Below are 20,560 nucleotides of genomic sequence, written 5' to 3'. Positions count from 1 at the left end.
GGCGGGGACGGGTCCGGGTGGGCGGGACTGTTCGCCGACCGCGGGCCCGGTGGTGGGTTGCTCGCGCCCGCGCGGCGGAGCCGCACGGTGTCGCAGCCTCGCGCCCCTTCGGGGCGCGTCCCCTGGATGTGGGGCGCAGGGGCCCCCGGGTTCAGGCGGCGCCGCAGACCGGGAGGTTCTGGTATTTGCGGAGGCGGTCCAGTTCTCTCAGGCGGGTGTCCAGGTGGGTCGGGTCGGCGAAGTGACGCAGGACCGCCTGGTGGAAGGCGTCGCGGGTGGTGCGGGGCATGGCGTCGGAGGCGTCCCAGCAGCGGGTGCGGCCGGGTTCGCGCAGGATGGTTCCGATCTGCCGCTCCGTGGCGTCCTGCTCGGTGTCCGCCGCGGCGGCCCTGTTCGCCGTGTACTCCGGCAGCGCGGTGTCGGGGTCGGCGAGGTAGCGGATCAGCTGCTCGGCCTCGTCCGTCGGGTTCAGTACGGCCGCGAGGTCGCCGGAGACCTCCCAGGCGCCGGCGTTCGCCCCGGCCCCGGGCACGACCTCGGAGAAGTGGACGTAGTCGCCGCCCTCCTGCCGCCAGTGCCCGGCGCGGAAGGAACCCTGGTGCTCCAGGCGGCCCGCCGCGCAGTCGGCGTCGAACGCGGTGGTCAGCACCTGCTCGACACGGTCGGCGTCGCCCGCGCCCACCAGGCCCGCCCAGGTCGTCCAGGCCTTGCGCACGGCGTCGTCGGTCCAGGGCAGTCTGCCGTTGGCCCACTCCTCGTACACCCGCGGGCCGGCCTGCTGGAGCAGGATGTCCTCCACCCAGTCGGTGCCGGGCCAGCCCGAGGTCGCGCCGGACTCCAGGCCGGCGCACCACCGTGCGGGAGGGCCCACCGTCCTGGTCGTCGGCGCGGGTCCGGCGTACCACACCATGCTCTTCAGGCCGGTCTTCACGGGCAGCCAGTACGTGTGGGCGCCCTGCCCGGGCACGGTGACCTCGGGAGCCCAGAAGCGGTCGTAGTCCCCGGCGTCGAAGAGGCCGTCCAGGGGGTGGAGCCGGCCGTCGACGGCGTAGGCGAGCAGTTCGCCGGGGCCGGGCAGCACCGCCACGTCGGGCGGGTTGCCGGCCGCCATGTCGGCGGCCAGCACCTGGCTGAGCGCGGAGCTGCCCTGGTAGACGACGTCGATCCGGTACTTCTCCTCGAACGGCTCGACGACGCGCTCCTCGAACTGTTCGCGCTCCGTGCCGCTCCAGTTGGCGAGCAGGGTCACCGAGCCCTCCCAGTCGCGCGCCCAGCGCACCCCGGCGTACACACCGGCGCCGAGCAGGACCAGGCAGAGGCAGAGGATGCCGAGGGTGCGGGTGCCAGGGCGGCTCATCGCTGCCCCCGGAACCGGTACTCGGCGATCCGCGGCCACAGTCCCCACAGCGTCAGCGCCGCCACCACGGCCCCTCCCAGCGGTATCCAGTCCGACAGCGAGGCCCAGAACCCGGCGTCCGCGAGCGCGCCCTGCACCCCGTCGGCCACCTCGGGGACGGCGTCCGGGGCGGCCGGCGGCACCCGTACCCCGGCGACGGAGTCGGCCATCGCGCGGTGTGCCGTGAAGGTCTGCCAGGCCAGCACCGGCACGCCGACGGCGCACACCGCGGTGGCGGCCAGCAGCCGCAGCCGCAGTGGCCGCCGGAAGCGGCGCCGCAGGAACCGCTGGGTCTCCAGCAGCGCCCCGCACAGGGCCGCGTACAGCACGGCGACCGTGCACCAGCCGAGCCACAGCTGCCAGGGGAAGGCGGCCTGCCGCCGGGCCTCGGCCAGTTGTTCGCCGCGCAGGGCGTCGAGGCGGCTCATGATGTCGCCCTCGGTTCCGGCCTCGGCCTCCAGACCGAGGACCTTCTCGGCGTAGTGGAGGAAGGCCGCGCGCAGCGGCGATCCCTCCGGCTCTCGGCCCCGGCGCTCGACCCAGCCCGAGTAGACGGCGATCAGCCCGGTGACGGTCTGGACGTCGTGGCGGCCCGCCAGGCCGGTGACGTTCTCCGAGGCGGCCAGGGCGAGGCTCTGCTGGGCGACCGAGATCTGGGTGAGGAACTCGCCGCTGGTGTCGCCCTCGGCGCCGGTCTCGCGGACCACGGCGTTCGCCTGGCGCAGCGCGCTCCGCGCGGTGTCGACGGCGCGGATGCCGGGTGTGCTCGCGGTGGACAGGGGGACGGTGTCGTCGTGCACGCCCCGGTAGGCGAGGAAGAGCGCGAGGGTGGTCGCGGTCGACAGGACGAGCAGCACCCTGAGTCTGCGGACCAGGTCCCGGCCGGTGGTGCTCACGGCCGGGCCTCGAAGCGGTGGCCGCAGGACGGGCAGAACCGGGCGGCCGCCGGAGCCCTGTGCGAGCAGGCGGGGCAGCTCACGGTGGCTCCGCCGCCCGGCGTGGTGCCGGCCGCGCCGGAACCGGGGCCGGTTCCGGAGGCGGGGCCGTAGGTGCTGTGGCTGCTCGCGGTGATCAGGTGCTGGAAGTCGACGGCCGTCACGTCGGGGCGCAGCGCGACCCTGCCCTCCCGCGCGTCCTCGATCCGCACGAGCCGGGCCAGCCGGCCGAGCTGCTCGTCGGCGCCCATGGCGTGGGCGAGCTGCACGGCCCGGCCCAGCTGGTGCTCGGCCAGGTCGCGCTGGCCGCGGCGGTGGGCGTCGGTGGCGGCGGCGACTGCCTCGCCGAGCCGCTGGTGCTGCTCGAAGTGCTCGACCTGGGCGTCGGTGTGCCGGGACAGGGCGGGATCGTCGGTCCAGTGCACCAGGCAGGGCTGCGGGGGCGGCAGCCGGACCTCGTCGCCACCGGGTACGTCGACGGCGACCACGGCGAGCTGGAGGTCCTCGTGGCGGGGTCTGCCGGTCGGGTCGGCGGCCAGGCACAGCTGGTAGCGGCGTGTCTCGTCGCCCCAGGCGCGGGTGACGAACCGGCCGGTGCCGTCCTCGGCGGTCAGTTCCGCCTCGGTGGGGAAGACCTGTTTGAGGTAGCGCACGGTGCACCCGGGCATCGGGGTCACGGAGATCCCCAGCTCGGGGACGGTCTTGGTGAGCAGTCGGCTCATCAGCTGCTCGTACTCCCCGGGCAGGGCCTCCTCCTCGCGCACCGAGGAGGCGCTGCCGTGCAGCCGGCGGGTGATCCGCAGCAGTTCCCGGCCGTCCCAGCCGTCGCCGATGCCCCAGACGTCGCAGACGAAACGGCCCGCGCACTGCTCCAGCACCCGGGCGAGCGGCATCTGTTCGTCGTGCTGGTTCTTGCCGTCGGTGAGGAGCAGGACGTGACCGATGGGCGCGTCCTGCTCCGCCAGCAGCCGGCGGCTCAGGTCCAGCCAGGCGCCGATGCAGGTGCCGCCGCCCGCGACCATCTCGCGCACGGCCCGCGCCGCCCGCGCCCGGGTGCCGGCGGAGGCGCGGGCCATCCGCGGGGTGTCCGGGTACACCACGGTCGCCTGCTCGTTGCCCCGGACCACCGCGAACGGGGTGCCGTCGGGCAGCTTGCGGATCGCCGCGACCGCCGCCTGCTGGGCCGCGTGAAGCTTCTCCACCGGCCATGTCATCGAACTGGAGCAGTCCACGGCCAGTACCTGCGCCAGCACCGGGCCGTCCGGACCGCCGCCGCCCCCGGTGCCGTCCACGCGCACGCTGAGGATCGCGTGCATCTGCGGGTCGCCCGCCTCGCCGGCCAGGTACTTCCACTGACTGATCTCCAGTCCGGCGATCGCCTGCCCGGCCGCCCCGCCCGTCCCGGGCGCTCCCGTCTCCACGGTGTCCGTGCCCCCTCGCCACGTCGTCGTCCCGCCCACGTCGCTGCCGTGCGCGCCGTCACGCGCTCACGCCGTACGCCGCCACCCCCGCCCTCGCACCAGCTCCCGCAGCCCGGCGGGTGCCGGGAGCACCGCGTAGGCGGCGTCCAGCAGGTCGCCGCGCTCGTCGGCGCTGCCCGCCTGGCCGGCCAGGCGCCTGAGCGACCCGGACAGCAGCCTGCGCAGCGCGTCCTCGGTGTCCTCGGGGCCGAACAGCTCACCGGCGGGGAAGCCGCTCCCCCAGCCACCGGGCGGGCGGCAGGCGAGCGCGTGCTCGCGCACTTCGGTCTCCAGCCGGTCCCGGGACCCGCCGCCGTCCAGGTGCAGCCCCGCCAGCCGTTCGCCGGCCTCGCGCAGTTCGGCGGCGAGCGGCCCGGACCCGCCGGGCAGCCGGCCGGCCAGGACGCGCACCGCGGCGACGCGTGCGGCGTCGTAGTGCCGGGAGGTGGTCGGCACTGCGTCCAGTACCTCGACGGCCCGGCGGCGTCCGTCGCGGCGCAGCCGGACGCGGGCCAGTCCGAAGGCGGCGCTGCCCTGGGTGGGGTCGCGCCGCAGGACGGCCTCGTAGAACTCCTCGGCCTGCGCCTCACGGGCCCGCGCCACCTGCGCGTCCGCCGGGCGGGCCGCCCGCGGGGCGTACTCCCCCGCCTCCGGCCCCCGTGTGCCGGCCCCCTGCCCGCTCGGTCCCCGTACGTCCGGCTCCGGCGGGTCCGGCTCCGGTACCCCGGGCTCCCGCAACCGCTCGGCCAGGTACTCGGCGCAGTATCCGAGGGCCAGCTTGGGCGCCGCCTCGCCGGGCAGCGAGGCGTAGGTGGCGGCGAACTCGTCCTCCGCCTTGTCCACCGCGCCGCACGTGAGATGGACCAGGCCCCGGTGCCAGAAGATCCGCCAGTCGTGGTCGCCGCTCCAGGCCTTGGCCCGGGTCACCCACTCCTCGGCCCGCGCGGTGTTCCCGGCGTCCAGGTAGGCGCGGCACAACCAGAGCGCCGTCTCCACGGTGGAGAGCGCCGGGTCTTCCCGGGCCCGTTCGGCGATGCGGTCGGGGGTGTCCGCGGCGAGCCCGCCGAGCAGTACGGCGGCCGGGTCCGAGGGGTCGGGCAGGGGCACCGGCAGCGCGCGGGCCGCCGCCCGGGGCCCGGGTGCGCGGGCCGGCAGCTCCGGCGTCCCGGTGCCGGGGCGCCGCGTCCACCGGCACAGCGCCGGGACGGTGCCGAGCCCGGCGCCGAAGAGCGCCGCGGTCGGCTCGAACCGGGTGGAACGCTCGGGATACGGCTCCCGCCCGCCGAGCGCCTGGTCCTCGCGCAGCACCTCCCACAGCTGACGGGACATCTCGGCCGCGGACCGGAACCGGGCGGCGGGCTCGGGATGGGTGGCCCGGCGGATCAGCGCCTCGAAGGAGCGGGCGGCCAGTCCGGCGGGCCGGGTGGCCCGCTCCGCGAGCACTTTCAGGGTCCGGCCGACGGTGTACAGGTCGCTGTCGACGCCGAGCCCGCGCCGGTCGCGTTCGCGCTTGGGCGGGGAGTAGCCGTGGGTGTGGACGAGCGCGGAGGAGCGGTCGTCGGTCCGGCGGATGGCGCCCAGGTCTATGACCTTGATCTCGCGGCCGTAGTGGATGACGTTCTCGGGCTTCATGTCGCAGTAGAGCAGGCCCCGGTCGTGCAGGTACTCCAGGGCTCCGAGGATCTTGCAGCCGTAGGTGATGACGTGCCCGAACTCGAGGCCGCCGGCGCCGAACAGCCGGGTCAGGTCCTCCTCGGGGGCGAACCGGATCCAGGCCAGGGACCGGCCGCCGACGTACTCCATCACGATGTAGCCGGTCGGTTCGGCGTCGCCGGGCGCCCGGTGCTGGACGTGGGTGACGATGCGGACGATGTCGCGGTGGTGGAGGGTGGTGAGCGAGCGGCGTTCCTCGACCGCCGCCCGGCGGGCCACGGCGTCGCCGGTGTTGATCAGCCCCTTGAGGACGACGTGCAGGCCGGGCACGCGGGTGTCCTCGGCCAGGTAGACCCAGCCGTGGCCGCCGACCGCGAGGTAGCCGAGCACCTGGTAGTGACCGCCGACCCGGTCGCCGGGGCGCAGCTTCGGCCGGAACGAGTACTCCGTACCGCACTCCGGGCAGAACCCGTGGTCGGGTGCGGGGCCGCCGTCGTAGGAGACCCCGATGGTGCCGGCGCAGTTGTCGACGCCGCAGCGCCGGCCGCCGGTCGGGGGCCGGGCGACGGTGTCGGCGGCCTCGGAGGCGGCCGGGGAGGGCAGGTGCGGCAGGACGAGCAGACCGTCGCGGTCCAGTTCGCCGGTGGCGGGGGCGACAGGGGTCCGTTCGGGCTCCTGCGGTGCGTCGCCGGGGCCGTCCGTGTCGGGGTCCGTCGGGGTCGAGGGGGGTTCGGGGGCGAGGGCGCGGCGGAAGCAGGTGTCGCAGAACCCGGTGGCCATGATGTGGCCGCCTCGGCAGTCGGCTCTGACGCAGGCCGTGTCGCTCATGCCCGGAGCTCCTCGTGCGGCCGTGGGGTGGACCGGGGTGCCTTCGCCGTCATCCCGCGCCCCCTGCGCCGTGGTCGTCGACGCGCCGGGTGTAGGCGTCCACCGCCGCCTCCGCCGCCCGTACGTCGCAGGGTCGTGCCCGCAGCAGCGCGTGGGCCCGCAGGTAGAGCTCGTCCACCGCCGGGTCCTCCTCGCCCTGCAGGGAGTGCTGGTGCAGGACGTGATAGCCGCGCAGGCGTCCGGCGAGTTCGTCACGCCGGTCGCGAAGCCGGTCGAGTTCCGCGACGGCCGCCGCCAGCCGGGCGGCCGCCCGGTCGGCCAGCCGCTCGTACCGGCCGAGGTCGGAGGTGTGTCCGGGGGAGGGACCCGGGTCCCGGCCGTCGTCACCCTCCCGGTCCTCCTCGTCGGCGCGCAGCAGGCCGGCCAGGGCGGCGTGGGCGGCCACCAGGTCCGAGTCGAGGGGGCGCATCCCGTGCGGGAGCACGACCGCGAGACGTTCGTGCAGGTCCTGGGCGAGCGGCCCGGTGATGTCCCGCAGCCGCTCGACGAGCCGGGCGCGACGGTCCCGCGCGGGCCGGGCGAGCAGACGGTCACGGGCTTGGCGGTGGCAGTCGCCGGCCGTGCTGAACACCAGCAGCAGACGGCTGCCGCCGGCGCGCAGCACCTCCAGGAGGTCCAGCAGGGCCGGCGGGTCGGCCGCCTCGTCGACGCCGACGACGACCAGGTTGAGGGTGGCTTTCGAGGCGCGGACGCGGTCGAGCGGGGGGTCCTCCGGATGCTGCCACAGGCCCATGCGCTCGGCGATCCGCTCGGCGATCTCGGCGGCGCTCACCCCGCTCGCGTCCACCGCGAGGTCGTGGCCGCCGGCCGACGGCACGGTGCCGGGCGGGTCGAGGGACGCGCGGTCGACCGAGACCGCGGTGCGCAGTTCCCGGTCGGCGAGGGTGATGGCGCGGCGCAGCGTGGCGGCGCGCGCGGCGTCGCCGGGCCCGACGACGCTGATCTTCACCTGGCTGCCGTCGTCGCGCAGCCAGGCGGCGAGGCGCTGGGCGAACGGCTCGTCGAGCAGGTCCTGCGAGGCGCCGTCGTCGGTGGGGAGCAGCCGCTCGTCGACGGCCGTGGGCCCGACGATGTGCGGCTTGAGCCGGGGCAGGTGACGGGCGATGGTCTCGGCGGGGCTCATGAAGGAGAAGCGGTTGCCGTGCTGGTCCAGCTGACCGCTGAGCACCATACCGATGACCTCGCCGGTCCGGCTGTCGGCGACGCCCGCGCCGCTGCATCCCGGGCTGGCCAGTTCACCGGGGCTGACCGGGCTCAGCTGGACCTGTCCGTCGCGCCCGCAGCCGCCGACGACGGTGGAGCGGAACCAGATGCCGCCGTTGTGGGCGTAGGGGAAGCCGTACATGCGCACTTCGCGGCCGGGTGCGGACAGCCGGTGGAGCCGGACCGTCTCCTCCGTCGGCCGGGGCCGCTCCAGCCGCAGCAGCGCCACGTCCCCGCTGGGGTCGCCGTCGGCGTCCCGCGTCTCGGGCACGTAGGCGGTGCCGTCCACCCGGGCGGGAACCGCGGGCACGCTGTGGTCGGCGGCGCCGACGAACTCCGCCGTGAGCCGGTCCGCCGCGCGGTCCACGACATGCGCGCAGGTCAGTACCCGGTCCGGGGTCAGCAGAATGCCGGCTCCCGCGATCTCCCCGTCCGCTCCCCTGATCCGCACCGCCCAGCTCGGTGTCTTCATGGGCGAGGCGGCCGGATCTCCCCCGCCAGCAGCCATATGCGAACTATACGGGCGTCTGCTCCTGCCGCATACTGCTGCGACAAGAGTGAACGAGCTTTGTACGGAGGCGAGTTGACGAACGAACCGGGATTCGTGGGTCTGGCCGAGGTGATCGGCCGGATCCGGGGCGAACTGGAGGAGGCCCGCGCCGAGGCGGAGGGCCGGGACCTCGGTTTCGCGGTGGAGAACGTGAGCCTGACCTTCACCGTGCAGGTCCACCGCGCCGGCAGCGGCCGGGGCGGCGTCCGGATCGGTGTGGTGACGGCCGAACTGGGCGGCTCCGTCGACCACCAGACCACCCACCAGGTCCAGGTGGACCTCAAACCGGAGCTGGCAGGCGGGGAACGGGTGAAGGTGAACCGGCGTTAGCCGCCCCGAAGACCGAAGCCGGTCCCGGAGAGCGGAGCCCGTCCCCGGGGGGCGAACCCTGTTCCGGGGGCGACGCCGGTCACGGGAGCGGAGCCGGTCACGAGGTACGGCGCACCAGCGCCAGGTACATGGCGTCCGTGCCGTGCAGGTGCGGCCAGAGCTGGACGTCGGGGCCCTCGCCCAGGTCGGGGACGCCGGGCAGCAGCGGCCGGGCGTCGAGCAGCTCGGTGCCGGGGTGCTGCTTGAGGACGTCCGAGACGACGGCGCGGGTCTCGGCGAGGTGCGGCGAGCAGGTCGCGTAGGCGACGACGCCCCCGACCCGTACCGCCTCCAGGGCACTGCGCAGCAGCCCGCGCTGGAGCGGGGCGAAACCCTCCAGGTCCTCGGGACGGCGCCGCCAGCGCGCCTCGGGCCGGCGGCGCAGGGCACCGAGCCCCGTGCACGGCACGTCGACCAGGACCCGGTCGAAGCTCCCCGGCCGCCACGCCGGACGGGTCCCGTCGGCGGCGATCACCTGGTACGGCCCCGGGTTGCCGTCCAGCGCCCTGGCGACGAGCCCGGCGCGGTGCGGCTGCTTCTCGGAGGCGAGCAGGAAGGCGCCGCGTTCGGCGGCGAGTGCGCCGAGGAGCGCGGCCTTGCCGCCGGGGCCCGCGCAGCCGTCCAGCCAGCGCCGGTCCGGCCCGTCGAGCGGCGCGTTGGCGAGAGCGAGCGCGACCAGCTGGCTGCCCTCGTCCTGCACGCCGGCGCGGCCCTCCCGCACGGCCTCGACGGCCCCGGGTTCGCCGCCCTCGCTCAGGCGAACGGCGTAGGGCGACCAGCGCCCCGGTACGGCGGCCTCCTCGCCGAGCAGTTCCTCGGGGGTGGCCCGGCCCGGCCGCGCGACGAGGGTGACCTCGGGGCGTTCGTTGTCGGCGTCGAGCAGGTCCTCGATGCCGCTGCGGCCGCCGCCCAGCGAGTCCCACAGCGCGGAGACGACCCAGCGCGGATGCGAGTGCACGACGGCCAGGTGGTCCTCGGGGTCCTTGTCGTAGGGCGGGGCGACCCGCTCCAGCCAACCGTCGAGGTCGTCCCGCGCGACCTTGCGCAGCACGGCGTTGACGAACTTGGCCCGCCCGTCGCCGAGTACGACCCGTGCCAGCTCCACGGAGGCGGAGACGGCGGCGTGACTCGGGATGCGCGTCCCGAGCAGCTGGTGCACGCCCAGGCTGAGCACGTCGAGCACCGGCGGATCGACCTCGCGCAGCGGCCGGTCCACGCAGTCCGCGATGATCGCGTCGTACGTCCCCTGCCGGCGCAGCGTCCCGTAGACCAGCTCGGTCGCCAGCGCCGCGTCCCGGGCGTCGAACTTCTCGGGGCCCTCCTTCTCCCGCGCCTTGCGCAGCAACGGCGGCAGGACGAGGTTGGCGTACGCGTCCCGCTCGTCCACGGCCCGGAGCGCCTCGAAGGCGAGGATGCGGACGGGGTCCTTCTGGGGCCTGCGGTACGGCTTGCCGGGCTTGCGGGGACGGCGGGGCTGTTCGCTCACGAAAAAGGTGCTCCGGGTGTGGGGTGAAGTGCGCTCACCAGCGTACGCCGGGCCGGTGAACGGTGAAGCGGGGTACTCGGGCGGGGGTCAGCCGCCGAGTGCCTCGCCCTCGGTGATCCGCGCCCCGCGCGCCCAGTCCGCGGCCCGCATCGGCTTCTTGCCCTGGGCCTGCACCCACAGCAGCTCGACGGCGTGCGAGCCGGTGCCGACGTAGATGTTGTTCTTCCCGGCGGCGAGCCGGCCCGGGGCGAGGTCCGTGCGGTCGGGCAGCGGTACGGCCTGCACGAGCTTGAGCCGCTCGCCCCGGAAGGTGGTCCAGGCGCCGGGGGCCGGGGTGCAGCCGCGCACCACCCGGTCCACGCGCAGCGCGGGGGCGGTCCAGTCGACGCGGGCGTCCTCGACGGTGATCTTCGGTGCGAGGGTGACGCCCTCGGCCGGCTGCGGTACGGCCTTCAGGCTGCCGTCCTCGATGCCGTCCATGGTGGCCGCGAGCAGGCCGGCGCCGGCGAAGGCCAGCCGGGTCAGCAGGTCTCCGCTGGTGTCGGTGGGGCGGATGGTCTCGGTGACCGTCCCGTACACGGGTCCCGAGTCCAGGCCCTCCTCGATCAGGAAGGTGGACGCACCGGTGATCTCGTCGCCCGCCATCAGCGCGTGCTGCACGGGGGCCGCGCCGCGCCAGGCGGGCAGCAGCGAGAAGTGCAGGTTGACCCAGCCGCGGGCGGGCACGTCCAGGGCGACGCGGGGCAGCAGGGCACCGTAGGCGACCACTGGGCAGCAGTCCGGCGCGATCTCGCGCAGCCGCTCCAGGAACCCGGGGTCGCGCGGCTTCGCCGGCTTGAGCACCTCGATGCCCGCCTCCTCGGCCCGTTCGGCCACGGGCGAGGCGACCAGCCGGCGCCCGCGCCCGGCCGGAGCGTCGGGCCGCGTGACGACGGCGGCCACCTCGTGATGCCCGGAGGCGATCAGGGCGTCCAGGGCGGGAACGGCGACCTCGGGGGTACCGGCGAAGACGAGCTTCATGGGTGGGACGGGCCTCTCGGGGCGGGGATGTGTGCGGGCGACGCCCCAGTCTACGAGCCGTCAAACCAGGGGAAGCCGCCGACGGCGCGGCACCCCCACGGGAGAGCCCCGCCTCTCGACCGACTGGAAACGAGTGGTGCGCGGGTGGGAGACCCCCGAGGCCGAAGGCCGAGGGGGCGCACGACCAAACCCCCACGCCCCCGCCCCGTGACCAACTCCGCACCCGCACGTTGGTCAAGGAAGAGTTGACACACCGGGCCGCCCGCGCGGCCCGAATCCTTTCAACGCCGGTTCGAGAGGCTTGTTCATGGCCGACCACGCAACCCACGACGCCCAGGCTCGGGCCAGCCTGCACTTGCTGGTGCGGGACATCGAGCGGGTCCGCCGGCAGGTGGACGCACTGCGCACCCTCACCGCCCAGCTGGGCAACGTCTACCGCCCGCGCCGCTCCGGCCCCTCCACGGGCTTCGTCGTCTACGGACGCGCCCCCGCCCCGACCGTCCGTCTCGCCCAGGAGCTGCGGGACAGCGTCGAGACCCTGGTCACGGCCGCCGTGGACTTCGACCGTTCGCTCGGCTTCTCGTGGGACGCGGTGGGCTCCGCGCTGGGCGTGACCAAGCAGGCGGTGCACCGGCGCTACGGCTCCCGCCGCGCCGCGGCCCAGGCGGCGGCGACCGCCTCCGAGACCGGCGAGCACACGCCGGAGGCGTCGGGCACGCGTCCGGTCGACGTGGGCTCGGGGATCCCCCCGGTGCCGACGGTTCCGGCGGCTCGCTCGATGCCGACCCAGCCCACGTCGGGCAGCCCGTCCCTGCGCGACGAAGTCCGCCCGACCACCGCCTTCCCCGGCCCGCGCAACGGGTGACTCCGGGCGATCGGCCCGGAGAGGGGCCGATCCGCCGCCCCGGCCGTCCCGCACCGGCCGGAGCGGGACGTCACCCCGGCCCCGTCGCCCCGGCACCCCACCGGGAAGGCGGGGCCGCGGCACGTACGCCCCTCACCCGATGTCGGGCGGGTCGATCCGCACCCACACCGCCGGGTCGCTCCCCCGTGCCGTCCGCGCCGCCTGAGCGGCCTTCAGCGCGCCGGCCAGCGCGGCCCCGCGTCCCGGCGGCACCCGGACCAGTGCCCGCTCCCAGTGCTCCCCGGGCGGCGGCGCGCCCAGCCTTCGCGGCCGCCCTGCCGCCGTGACCGGCAGGGGCACGGGGCCCAGTACCTCCGCCTCCGGCGGCAGTTCGACCGCGCCGAGGAAGCCGGTGACCGCGTCCGGGGGTCCCGCCACGGCCGCCATCCGCGACACCGGCGGGAAGCCCAGCTCGGCCCGCTCGGCCAGCTCGCGCAGCGCGTGTCCGACCGGGTCCCAGCGCACCAGCGCCTGCACCGGCCGCAGCGTCGGCTCGGCGACCGCGACGACGGTGCCCCCGGCGCTCTGCGGACGTACCAGGGCGGCGGCGGCCAGCCAGCGCCGCAGCGCGTCCTCGCCGGCGCGCAGGTCGGGCCGGCCGAGCATCGCCCAGCCGTCGAGCAGCAGCGCCGCCGCGTAGCCGCCCTCGGCGACGGGTTCGGCACCCGGGGTGCTCACGATCAGCGCGGGGGCCTCGGACACGGTGTCCAGCACATGCTCGCGCCCGGAGGTGCGCACGGGCACGGCCGGAAAGGCCCGCCCCAGCTCCTCCGCGGTACGCCGGGCGCCCACGACCTGCGCGCGCAGCCGGAAGGCGCCGCACTCCGGGCAGTGCCAGTCGCCCTCCTCGCGCCCGCACCAGCCGCACCGCAGGGCGGAGGCCGACTCCTGCCCCTCCAGCGGACCCGAGCAGTGCCGGCAGCGCGCGGGCGTCCGGCACGCCGCGCAGGCCATTCGGGGTACGTAACCCCGCCGGGGCACCTGCACGAGCACCGGCCCGTGCCGCAGTCCGTCCCGGACGGCCTGCCAGGCGAGGGTGGGCAGTCGCGCGGCGCGGGCGGCCTCGTCCCGGGCCAGGTCCTGGTCCCCCACGGTCCGCACCAGCGGGACGGCGCCCCGCACCTGCTCGCGGGCGGCGACCAGGGGCCGGGCCCAGCCGGTCTCCACAAGCTGGGCGGCCTCCACGGTGCAGCTCCAGCCGCCCAGCAGGAAGGCGCACCGGTCCTGGGCGGCGCGCAGCAGCAGTACCTCGCGCGCGTGCGGCTGCGGCGCGTGCGGCTCGCTGTGGCTGTCGTCGCCGTCGTCCCACAGGGCGACCAGACCGAGGTCGCGCACCGGAGCGAACATGGCGGCCCTGGTCCCGATGACGGCCCGTACGGCGCCCCGGCGCACCGCGAGCCACTGCGCGTACCGCTTCTCGGGCCCGGCGTCGGCGGTGAGCACCGCGTGCCGTCCCTCGCCCAGGAGTGCGGTGAGCGCGACGTCGGCGCGGGCGACCGCCCGTCCGTCCGGCAGGACGACGAGGGCGCCCCGGCCGGAGGCCAGCGTGGCCGCGACGGCCCGCGCGAGTTCCTCGGTCCACTGCGGGCCGGGCAACGCGTTCCACACCGCGCGCGGTGCACCCCCGGTCGCGAGGGCCGTCACGAACGCGGCCCCCTGCTCGTACCGCGCCCACGACCCCGGCTCGGGCGCGGGCGGTGCGGGCAGCGGCTGCGGCGAGGCGCGCTTCTCGGCGCGCGCGTTGCGCGGGGGCACGGCGAGCTGGAGGACGTCCGCGACGCTGCCCGCGTACCGGTCGGCGACCGCCCGGACGAGTCCGAGCAGCTCCTCGTCGAGGATCCGCTCGGGCGAGACCACCTGGGCCAGCGCGGCCAGGGGCCCCGCGTAGTCGGACTCGGCGAGCCGCTCGACGAGGAAGCCGTCGATGAGCCCGCCGCCCTCGCGCCGCCCGTCCCGCACCCGGTTCCGTCCGGCCCCGAAGCGCACCCGCACCCGCACACCCGGCTGGGCCTCGGCGTCCAGTTCCTCGGGCACGGCGTAGTCGAAGTACCGGTCGAGGTGGAGCACGCCCTTGTCGACGAGGACCCGGGCGACCGGCAGCTCCTTGGCGAGCGCGGCCCCGCGCCAGGTGCGCGGCTTGGCGCGGGGTGTCTTCGCCTTGCGCACCGTCTCCCGGATGAGCGCGAGCTGCTCGGGCGGCGCGTCCTGCGTGCCGCCCTGCTCCGGTCCGTTCTCGCTGCTCACGCCTGCATTCTCGCAAAGGCCACTGACAACGGGGCCGGGGTCGGGCACATGTGAGGAGGCCCGGCGCCCCCATCGGGGACACCGGGCCTCCTCGCGTGCCGACGGGAGCGACGGCGCACCGGGCCTTACAGGCCGGAGGCCTCGCGCAGCGCGTCCACGCGGTCGGTGCGCTCCCAGGTGAAGTCCGGCAGCTCACGGCCGAAGTGGCCGTAGGCGGCGGTCTGGGCGTAGATCGGGCGGAGCAGGTCGAGGTCGCGGATGATGGCGGCCGGGCGCAGGTCGAAGACCTCGTCGATGGCCTTCTCGATCTTCTCGGGCTCGACCTTTGCGGTGCCGAAGGTCTCCACGAACAGGCCGACCGGCTCGGCCTTGCCGATGGCGTAGGCGACCTGCACCTCGCAGCGGGCGGCGAGGCCCGCGGCCACGACGTTCTTGGCGACCCAGCGCATCGCGTAGGCCGCGGAGCGGTCCACCTTCGACGGGTCCTTGCCCGAGAAGGCACCGCCGCCGTGGCGGGCCATTCCGCCGTACGTGTCGATGATGATCTTGCGGCCGGTCAGACCGGCGTCGCCCATCGGGCCGCCGATCTCGAATCGGCCGGTCGGGTTGACCAGGAGACGGTAGTTCTCCGTGTCGATCTTGATGCCGTCGTCGAGGAGCGCCTTCAGCTCCGGCTCGACGACGAACTCCTTGATGTCCGGGGCCAGCAGCGACTCCAGGTCGATGTCGCTCGCGTGCTGGGAGGAGACGACGACCGTGTCCAGGCGGACCGCCTTGTCACCGTCGTACTCGATGGTGACCTGGGTCTTGCCGTCCGGGCGCAGGTAGGGGATGGTGCCGTTCTTGCGGACCTCGGACAGGCGCTTGGACAGGCGGTGCGCCAGGAAGACCGGCAGCGGCATCAGCGTCGGCGTCTCGTCGGAGGCGTAGCCGAACATCAGGCCCTGGTCGCCGGCGCCCTGGCGGTCCAGCTCGTCGGCGTCGTCGCCTGCGGCGGTGCCCCCGACCCGGCTCTCGTACGCCGTGTCGACGCCCTGCGCGATGTCCGGGGACTGCGCCCCGATGGAGACCGAGACACCGCAGGAGGCTCCGTCGAAGCCCTTCTTGGAGGAGTCGTAGCCGATCTCGAGGATCTTGCCCCGGACCAGGTTGGCGATGTCCGCGTAGGCCTTGGTGGTGACCTCGCCGGCCACGTGCACCAGGCCGGTGGTGATCAGGGTTTCGACGGCGACCCGGGAGGTCGGGTCCTCACGCAGAAGCGCGTCGAGAATCGTGTCGCTGATCTGGTCAGCGATCTTGTCGGGGTGACCTTCGGTCACGGACTCCGAGGTGAACAGGCGACGGGACACAACGCTCCCTGGGGTTGCAGCGGCTGCTGGCTGATCATTTGTGGACGGCACGGGGAGCTGCACCCGGCGACGTCCGAGAACAGTTTATCGGTCGCACTCTGCCGCGGGCCCACCTGTCTCAGCTCTCGGGAGGGCTGTGACCTGCGGCACGGGCATTCTGCCCAGAAGAAAGCGCCCTTGGCCAGGGGCGCCACGCTCGAATGCGCCGTCTTCGCGGCTCCTTCGAGCAAATGGGTCATTCACTCCAGCCGCCGGGCGACGAGGTCCCAGACCGTGTCGGCCAGGGCTTCCTTGGGCCCGTGGGCGACCGGCGTCTCGCTGCCGTCGGCGCCCAGGACCACCGCCTCGTTCTCCTCGGAACCGAAGGTCTTGCGCTCTCCCACCTCGTTCACCACGAGGAGGTCGCAGCCCTTGCGCTTCAGCTTGGCCCGGCCGTTGGCCAGGACGTCGTCGGTCTCGGCGGCGAAGCCGACGACCACCTGCCCGGCGCGGGCCCGGGGCGCGGAGATCTCCGCGAGGATGTCCGGATTGCGCACCAGGGCGATCGGCGCGGGCTCCTCGCCGTCCTTCTTCTTGATCTTCCCGGTGGCGTAGGTCGCGGGCCGGAAGTCGGCCACCGCCGCGGCCATGACCACGGCGTCGGCGTCCGCCGCGGCGCACAGCATCGCCTCGCGCAGCTCCACCGCCGTGCCGACGGGCACCACGTCCACTCCGGCCGGGTCCGGCATCGTGGCGTTCGCCGCGACCAGCGTGACGCGGGCGCCGCGGGCGGCGGCGGTACGGGCGAGCGCGTAGCCCTGCTTGCCGGAGGAGCGGTTGCCGAGGAAGCGGACCGGGTCGAGGGGCTCCCGGGTGCCGCCGGCACTGACGACCACGTGCCGTCCGGCGAGGTCGGGCTCGCGCACCCCGCGGGCGAGGACGCGGCGGCAGACCTCGAAGATCTCGCCCGGGTCGGGCAGCCGGCCCTTGCCGGTGTCGACGCCGGTGAGGCGGCCGACGGCGGGTTCGATCACCACGGCGCCGCGGCGGCGCAGTGTCGCCACGTTCTCCTGGGTGGCCGGGTGCTCCCACATCTCGGTGTGCATGGCGGGAGCGAAGACGACCGGGCAGCGGGCCGTGAGCAGGGTGTTGGTGAGCAGGTCGTCGGCGAGGCCGTGGGCGGCCTTGGCGAGCATGTCGGCGGTGGCCGGGGCGACGACGACGAGGTCGGCGTGCTGGCCGATGCGCACGTGCGGGACCTCGTGGACGTCGTCCCACACCTCGGTGGAGACGGGGTTGCCGGACAGGGCGGACCAGGTGGCGGCGCCCACGAAGTGCAGCGCGGAGGCGGTGGGGACGACCCGGACCTCGTGTCCGGACTCGGTGAGTCTGCGCAGCAGCTCACACGCCTTGTACGCGGCGATGCCGCCGCTGACCCCCAGAACGACCTTGGGCTTGTCCACCGTCTCTCCCCGGTTCGGATAGCGCGCTCGGACGGCGCGTACGACCCATCACACACCACAGGCCCGACAGTCGGGCTGCCGGGCCTGTGGATAAGTCAGCGTGAGGCTGAAGATATTACCGCCGATGCTGCTGGTGCTACTGCGCCGGGCCCTCGATGGCCTCGGAGGTCAGCAGCCCCGCGTTGATCTCGCGCAGGGCGATCGAGAGCGGCTTCTCGTGGACGTGGGTGTCGACGAGCGGACCGACGTACTCGAGGAGGCCCTCGCCGAGCTGCGAGTAGTACGCGTTGATCTGGCGGGCCCGCTTGGCCGCGTAGATCACGAGGCTGTACTTCGAGTCCGTGGCCTCGAGGAGCTCGTCGATCGGCGGGTTGATGATGCCCTCGGGCGCGGAGATGGAAGAGGACACGCTCTACCTTCCGATGGATGGGAAAGATTCAGTCGGGACGATCACAGGACGACCAGTGACGATCACACGACGTTCGTCAAGGCTAGCAGCTCGCGCGCCACGTCCTCGACGGAGGTGTTCACCAGGGTCTGGTCGAACTCCGGCTCGGCCGCCAGCTCGACCCTGGCCGCGTCGAGGCGGCGCTCGATCACCTCCGGCGGTTCGGTGCCCCGGCCGGTGAGCCTGCGCACCAGCTCGTCCCAGGAGGGCGGGGCCAGGAACACCAGCCGGGCCTCGGGCATGGACTCGCGGACCTGCCGCGCGCCCTGGAGGTCGATCTCCAGGAGGACGGGCTCACCGGCCTCCAGGCGCTCCAGAACGGCCGTGCGCGGCGTGCCGTAGCGGTTGCCGGCGAACTCGGCCCACTCCAGCAGCTCGCCGTTGGCGATCAGCTTGTCCATCTCCTCGTCGCTGACGAAGAAGTAGTGGACGCCGTGCTGCTCGCCGGGGCGGGGCCTGCGGGTCGTCGCCGAGACCGACAGCCATACCTCGGGGTGTTCCTTGCGCATATGGGCGACGACCGTGCTCTTGCCGACCCCCGAGGGGCCGGAGAGCACGGTCAGCCGCGGACGTGCGTCCGGGGGTACGGGGGACGTCCCCCGGGGTGTTGCAGCCATGCAGCGATTATTCCAGCAATCCCGGAGTGGTCCGGACTCAGCTGCCGGTGCTGCCGAACTCGCGCTCCAGGGACGCGATCTGGTTGGACCCGAGACCGCGCACGCGGCGGCTCTCGGAGATGCCCAGTCGCTCCATGATCTGCTTGGCGCGGACTTTACCCACGCCCGGCAGGGACTCGAGGAGGGCGGAGACCTTCATCTTGCCGATGACGTCGTTCTCCTGACCCTGCTTGATGACCTCGTGGAGGGAGGCGCCGGAGTGCTTGAGTCGATTCTTGACCTCGGCCCGCTCCCGGCGAGCCGCGGCGGCCTTTTCGAGCGCGGCTGCGCGCTGTTCAGGGGTAAGGGGCGGAAGAGCCACGCCTACGTCACCTCGGATGTCGAACTGTCGGATACGGACCGGTGAGGAACCTAGTCGCCCCTCACCTGGTGAGCCACGAGCAACACGCTCGCCCGTTGACTCTCGACGGAGACTAGCGGTCAAGTCCGCCAGAGTCAGCGAGAACAGCGGAAAAGTCCTGGTCAGCCTCCGCCAGGCCGGACATTTAGGACATACTGCCTCTGATTTGAGGATGTATCCAGAGTCAGGACGCCGTGACCGCGGTCCGGATCTCCGCCGCGAAACGGTCGGCGGCCCTCCGCAACGCGACCGCATCCGGACCGTGACGAAGGACACCCCGGCTGACGTTGGGCACCACGTTGCGCACCGCCGCCCCGAACACGCCCGGCAGGTCCGCGGGCGTGGCTCCCTGGGCACCGATGCCCGGCGCCAGCAGCGGACCGTTGATGCCCAGGTCGTACGAGGACAGGTCGCCGAGCGTGGCGCCGACCACCGCGCCGAAGGACCCCATGGGCTCCTCGCCCGCGTTCTCGGCGGCCAGGTGGGCCAGCATCGTCGCCCCGACGCTGCGCCCGTCGCCACGCACCGCGTGCTGCACCTCGGCGCCCTCCGGGTTGGAGGTCAGGGCCAGCACGAACAGGCCCGCGCCGCTCTCGCGCGCCAGGTCGACGGCCGGCTTCAGGGAGCCGTAGCCGAGGTACGGGGAGACGGTCAGCGCGTCCGAGAACAGCGGCGCGTCCTTGTGCAGGAACGACTCGGCGTACGCGGCCATGGTCGAGCCGATGTCGCCGCGCTTGGCGTCCATGACGACCAGCGCACCGGCCGCGCGCGCCTCCTGGACCGACTTCTCCAGCACGGCGACGCCGCGCGAGCCGAAGCGCTCGAAGAAGGCGCTCTGCGGCTTGAGCACGGCGACCCGGTCGGCCACCGCCTCCACGACGGTGCGGCTGAAGCGCTCCAGACCGGCCACGTCGTCGTTCAGGCCCCACTCGGCGAGCAGGGAGGCGTGCGGGTCGATGCCGACGCACAGGGGCCCGCGCTCGTCCATCGCGCGGCGCAGCCGGGCACCGAAGGCTTCCGTCACCGTCATGCGTGCTTCCTCACGTCGGCGCCGACCGCGTCGGCGAGGGTGGCGTACGGGCTCTGCCGCAGGCGCGCGGCGAGCCCCTTGTGGATGCCTCGGGCCCAGAAGGGGCCCTCGTAGATGAACGCGCTGTAGCCCTGGACCAGCGTGGCGCCGGCCAGGATGCGCTCCCAGGCGTCCTCGGCCGTCCCGACGCCGCCGACGCCGACCAGGGTGATCCGGTCGCCCACGCGCGCGTACAGGCGGCGCAGCACCTCCAGGGAGCGCGTCTTGAGCGGGGCGCCGGACAGACCGCCGGTCTCCCCGGCCAGGTCGGGCGAGGAGGTCAGGCCGAGGCCCTCGCGCGCGATGGTGGTGTTGGTGGCGATGATGCCGTCCAGGCCCAGCTCCACGGCCAGGTCGGCGACCGCGTCCACGTCCTCGTCGGCGAGGTCGGGCGCGATCTTGACCAGGAGCGGGACACGCCGGGTGGTCACCGTGCGGTCGGCGGCCTCGCGGACCGCGCTCAGCAGCGGGCGCAGCGCCTCGGTCGCCTGGAGGTTGCGCAGGCCGGGCGTGTTGGGCGAGGAGACGTTGACGACGAGGTAGTCGGCGTGCGGGGCCAGCCGCTCGGCCGACTTCACGTAGTCACCGACGGCCTCCTCCTCGGCGACGACCTTGGTCTTGCCGATGTTGACGCCGACGACGGTCCGCAGGACGGGCGTACGGGAGGCCAGACGGGCCGCCACGGCCAGCGAGCCGTCGTTGTTGAAGCCCATGCGGTTGATCAGCGCGCGGTCGCCCACCAGGCGGAACAGTCGCTTCTTGGGGTTGCCGGGCTGCGGCTCGCCCGTGACCGTGCCGATCTCGACGTGGTCGAAGCCGAGCATCGCCATGCCGTCGATCGCGACCGCGTTCTTGTCGAAGCCCGCGGCGAGCCCGAAGGGGCCGTGCATGCGCAGGCCCAGGGCCTCGGTGCGCAGCTCCTTGTGGCGGGGCGCGAGCGCGGCGGCCGCGAAGGTGCGCAGGACGGGGACGCGGACGGCCAGGCGGATCCAGCGGAAGGCGAGGTGGTGGGCCCGCTCCGGGTCCATGCGGGAGAAGACGAGCTTGAAGAAGATCTTGTACATGTGTCCTCGTGAAGCCTCTGTGGCGACGGAGCCTCTGTGGTGCTCTGGGGCTCATGAAGAGGG

General features: G+C 74.3%; 17 protein-coding genes. 2 read left to right on the top strand and 15 right to left on the bottom strand.

The window, feature by feature from the left end:
• Window positions 1-151: 151 nt before the first annotated feature.
• The 5 genes from ACIQFU_RS20735 to ACIQFU_RS20715 all read right to left on the bottom strand — a co-directional run bounded on the left by ACIQFU_RS20735 (window position 152) and on the right by ACIQFU_RS20715 (window position 8,043).
• On the bottom strand, window positions 152-1,357 hold the full coding sequence (locus ACIQFU_RS20735) for an ABC transporter substrate-binding protein (RefSeq protein ID WP_402553327.1): 1,206 nt from the start codon (window positions 1,355-1,357) through the stop codon (window positions 152-154).
• Window positions 1,354-2,292 (bottom strand): hypothetical protein, encoded by a 939-nt coding sequence (locus tag ACIQFU_RS20730; protein WP_402553325.1) that lies wholly within the window; start codon window positions 2,290-2,292, stop codon window positions 1,354-1,356. Before ACIQFU_RS20730 ends, ACIQFU_RS20735 begins: the two co-directional genes overlap by 4 nt.
• Entirely contained in the window at window positions 2,289-3,752 is a 1,464-nt protein-coding gene (locus ACIQFU_RS20725; protein ID WP_402553324.1) for a VWA domain-containing protein, read from the bottom strand. The genes ACIQFU_RS20730 and ACIQFU_RS20725 overlap by 4 nt, the downstream gene beginning before the upstream one ends.
• Before the next feature lie 66 nt (window positions 3,753-3,818).
• The gene (locus ACIQFU_RS20720; protein WP_402553322.1) at window positions 3,819-6,272 is read right to left on the bottom strand and encodes a tetratricopeptide repeat protein; all 2,454 of its coding nucleotides are present in this window, start codon (window positions 6,270-6,272) and stop codon (window positions 3,819-3,821) included.
• A 49-nt stretch (window positions 6,273-6,321) separates the two neighbouring features.
• The gene (locus ACIQFU_RS20715) at window positions 6,322-8,043 is read right to left on the bottom strand and encodes a serine protease (RefSeq protein WP_402553320.1); all 1,722 of its coding nucleotides are present in this window, start codon (window positions 8,041-8,043) and stop codon (window positions 6,322-6,324) included.
• A gap of 75 nt (window positions 8,044-8,118) precedes the next feature.
• Between ACIQFU_RS20715 and ACIQFU_RS20710 the strand changes: the two genes are divergently transcribed.
• Window positions 8,119-8,415, top strand: coding sequence for a trypco2 family protein (locus tag ACIQFU_RS20710; RefSeq protein ID WP_328559405.1), 297 nt, complete (start codon window positions 8,119-8,121; stop codon window positions 8,413-8,415).
• 97 nt (window positions 8,416-8,512) lie between these two features.
• Here the strand turns inward: ACIQFU_RS20710 and ACIQFU_RS20705 are convergent, their stop codons facing one another.
• Window positions 8,513-9,940, bottom strand: coding sequence for an RsmB/NOP family class I SAM-dependent RNA methyltransferase (locus ACIQFU_RS20705; protein WP_402553318.1), 1,428 nt, complete (start codon window positions 9,938-9,940; stop codon window positions 8,513-8,515).
• Between the two features lie 87 nt (window positions 9,941-10,027).
• The gene (gene fmt, locus ACIQFU_RS20700; protein ID WP_402553317.1) at window positions 10,028-10,960 is read right to left on the bottom strand and encodes a methionyl-tRNA formyltransferase; all 933 of its coding nucleotides are present in this window, start codon (window positions 10,958-10,960) and stop codon (window positions 10,028-10,030) included.
• A 307-nt stretch (window positions 10,961-11,267) separates the two neighbouring features.
• On the opposite strand from fmt, the gene ACIQFU_RS20695 reads away from it, so the two are divergent.
• Window positions 11,268-11,825, top strand: coding sequence for a hypothetical protein (locus tag ACIQFU_RS20695; RefSeq protein WP_402553315.1), 558 nt, complete (start codon window positions 11,268-11,270; stop codon window positions 11,823-11,825).
• A gap of 132 nt (window positions 11,826-11,957) precedes the next feature.
• On the opposite strand, the gene ACIQFU_RS20690 is transcribed toward ACIQFU_RS20695, so the two are convergent.
• From ACIQFU_RS20690 to ACIQFU_RS20655, 8 genes are all read right to left on the bottom strand, one after another.
• The gene (locus tag ACIQFU_RS20690) at window positions 11,958-14,108 is read right to left on the bottom strand and encodes a primosomal protein N' (RefSeq protein WP_402553313.1); all 2,151 of its coding nucleotides are present in this window, start codon (window positions 14,106-14,108) and stop codon (window positions 11,958-11,960) included.
• Between the two features lie 125 nt (window positions 14,109-14,233).
• Window positions 14,234-15,457, bottom strand: coding sequence for a methionine adenosyltransferase (gene metK, locus ACIQFU_RS20685; RefSeq protein ID WP_402553311.1), 1,224 nt, complete (start codon window positions 15,455-15,457; stop codon window positions 14,234-14,236).
• A gap of 239 nt (window positions 15,458-15,696) precedes the next feature.
• Window positions 15,697-16,899 carry a bifunctional phosphopantothenoylcysteine decarboxylase/phosphopantothenate--cysteine ligase CoaBC gene (gene coaBC, locus ACIQFU_RS20680; RefSeq protein WP_402553310.1) on the bottom strand — a complete coding sequence of 401 codons (1,203 nt, stop codon included), beginning with the start codon at window positions 16,897-16,899 and terminating at the stop codon, window positions 15,697-15,699.
• A gap of 136 nt (window positions 16,900-17,035) precedes the next feature.
• Entirely contained in the window at window positions 17,036-17,308 is a 273-nt protein-coding gene (gene rpoZ / locus ACIQFU_RS20675; protein WP_003977348.1) for a DNA-directed RNA polymerase subunit omega, read from the bottom strand.
• Between the two features lie 62 nt (window positions 17,309-17,370).
• Window positions 17,371-17,964, bottom strand: a complete 594-nt coding sequence (gene gmk / locus ACIQFU_RS20670; RefSeq protein ID WP_402553308.1) for a guanylate kinase — start codon at window positions 17,962-17,964, stop codon at window positions 17,371-17,373.
• 37 nt (window positions 17,965-18,001) lie between these two features.
• A complete protein-coding gene (locus ACIQFU_RS20665; RefSeq protein WP_003977346.1) occupies window positions 18,002-18,325 on the bottom strand; it encodes an integration host factor in 324 nt (107 codons plus the stop codon).
• Between the two features lie 223 nt (window positions 18,326-18,548).
• A complete protein-coding gene (gene pyrF, locus ACIQFU_RS20660) occupies window positions 18,549-19,394 on the bottom strand; it encodes an orotidine-5'-phosphate decarboxylase (RefSeq protein WP_402553307.1) in 846 nt (281 codons plus the stop codon).
• Window positions 19,391-20,497 (bottom strand): quinone-dependent dihydroorotate dehydrogenase, encoded by a 1,107-nt coding sequence (locus ACIQFU_RS20655; protein WP_402553305.1) that lies wholly within the window; start codon window positions 20,495-20,497, stop codon window positions 19,391-19,393. Before ACIQFU_RS20655 ends, pyrF begins: the two co-directional genes overlap by 4 nt.
• Window positions 20,498-20,560 lie beyond the last annotated feature (63 nt).

It is taken from the genome of Streptomyces sp. NPDC093065 (assembly GCF_044754585.1).
In the GTDB taxonomy this organism is placed as follows: domain Bacteria; phylum Actinomycetota; class Actinomycetes; order Streptomycetales; family Streptomycetaceae; genus Streptomyces.
The sequence above is the reverse complement of the archived record's forward strand: the minus strand, read 5'-3'. Positions and strand labels throughout refer to the sequence as shown.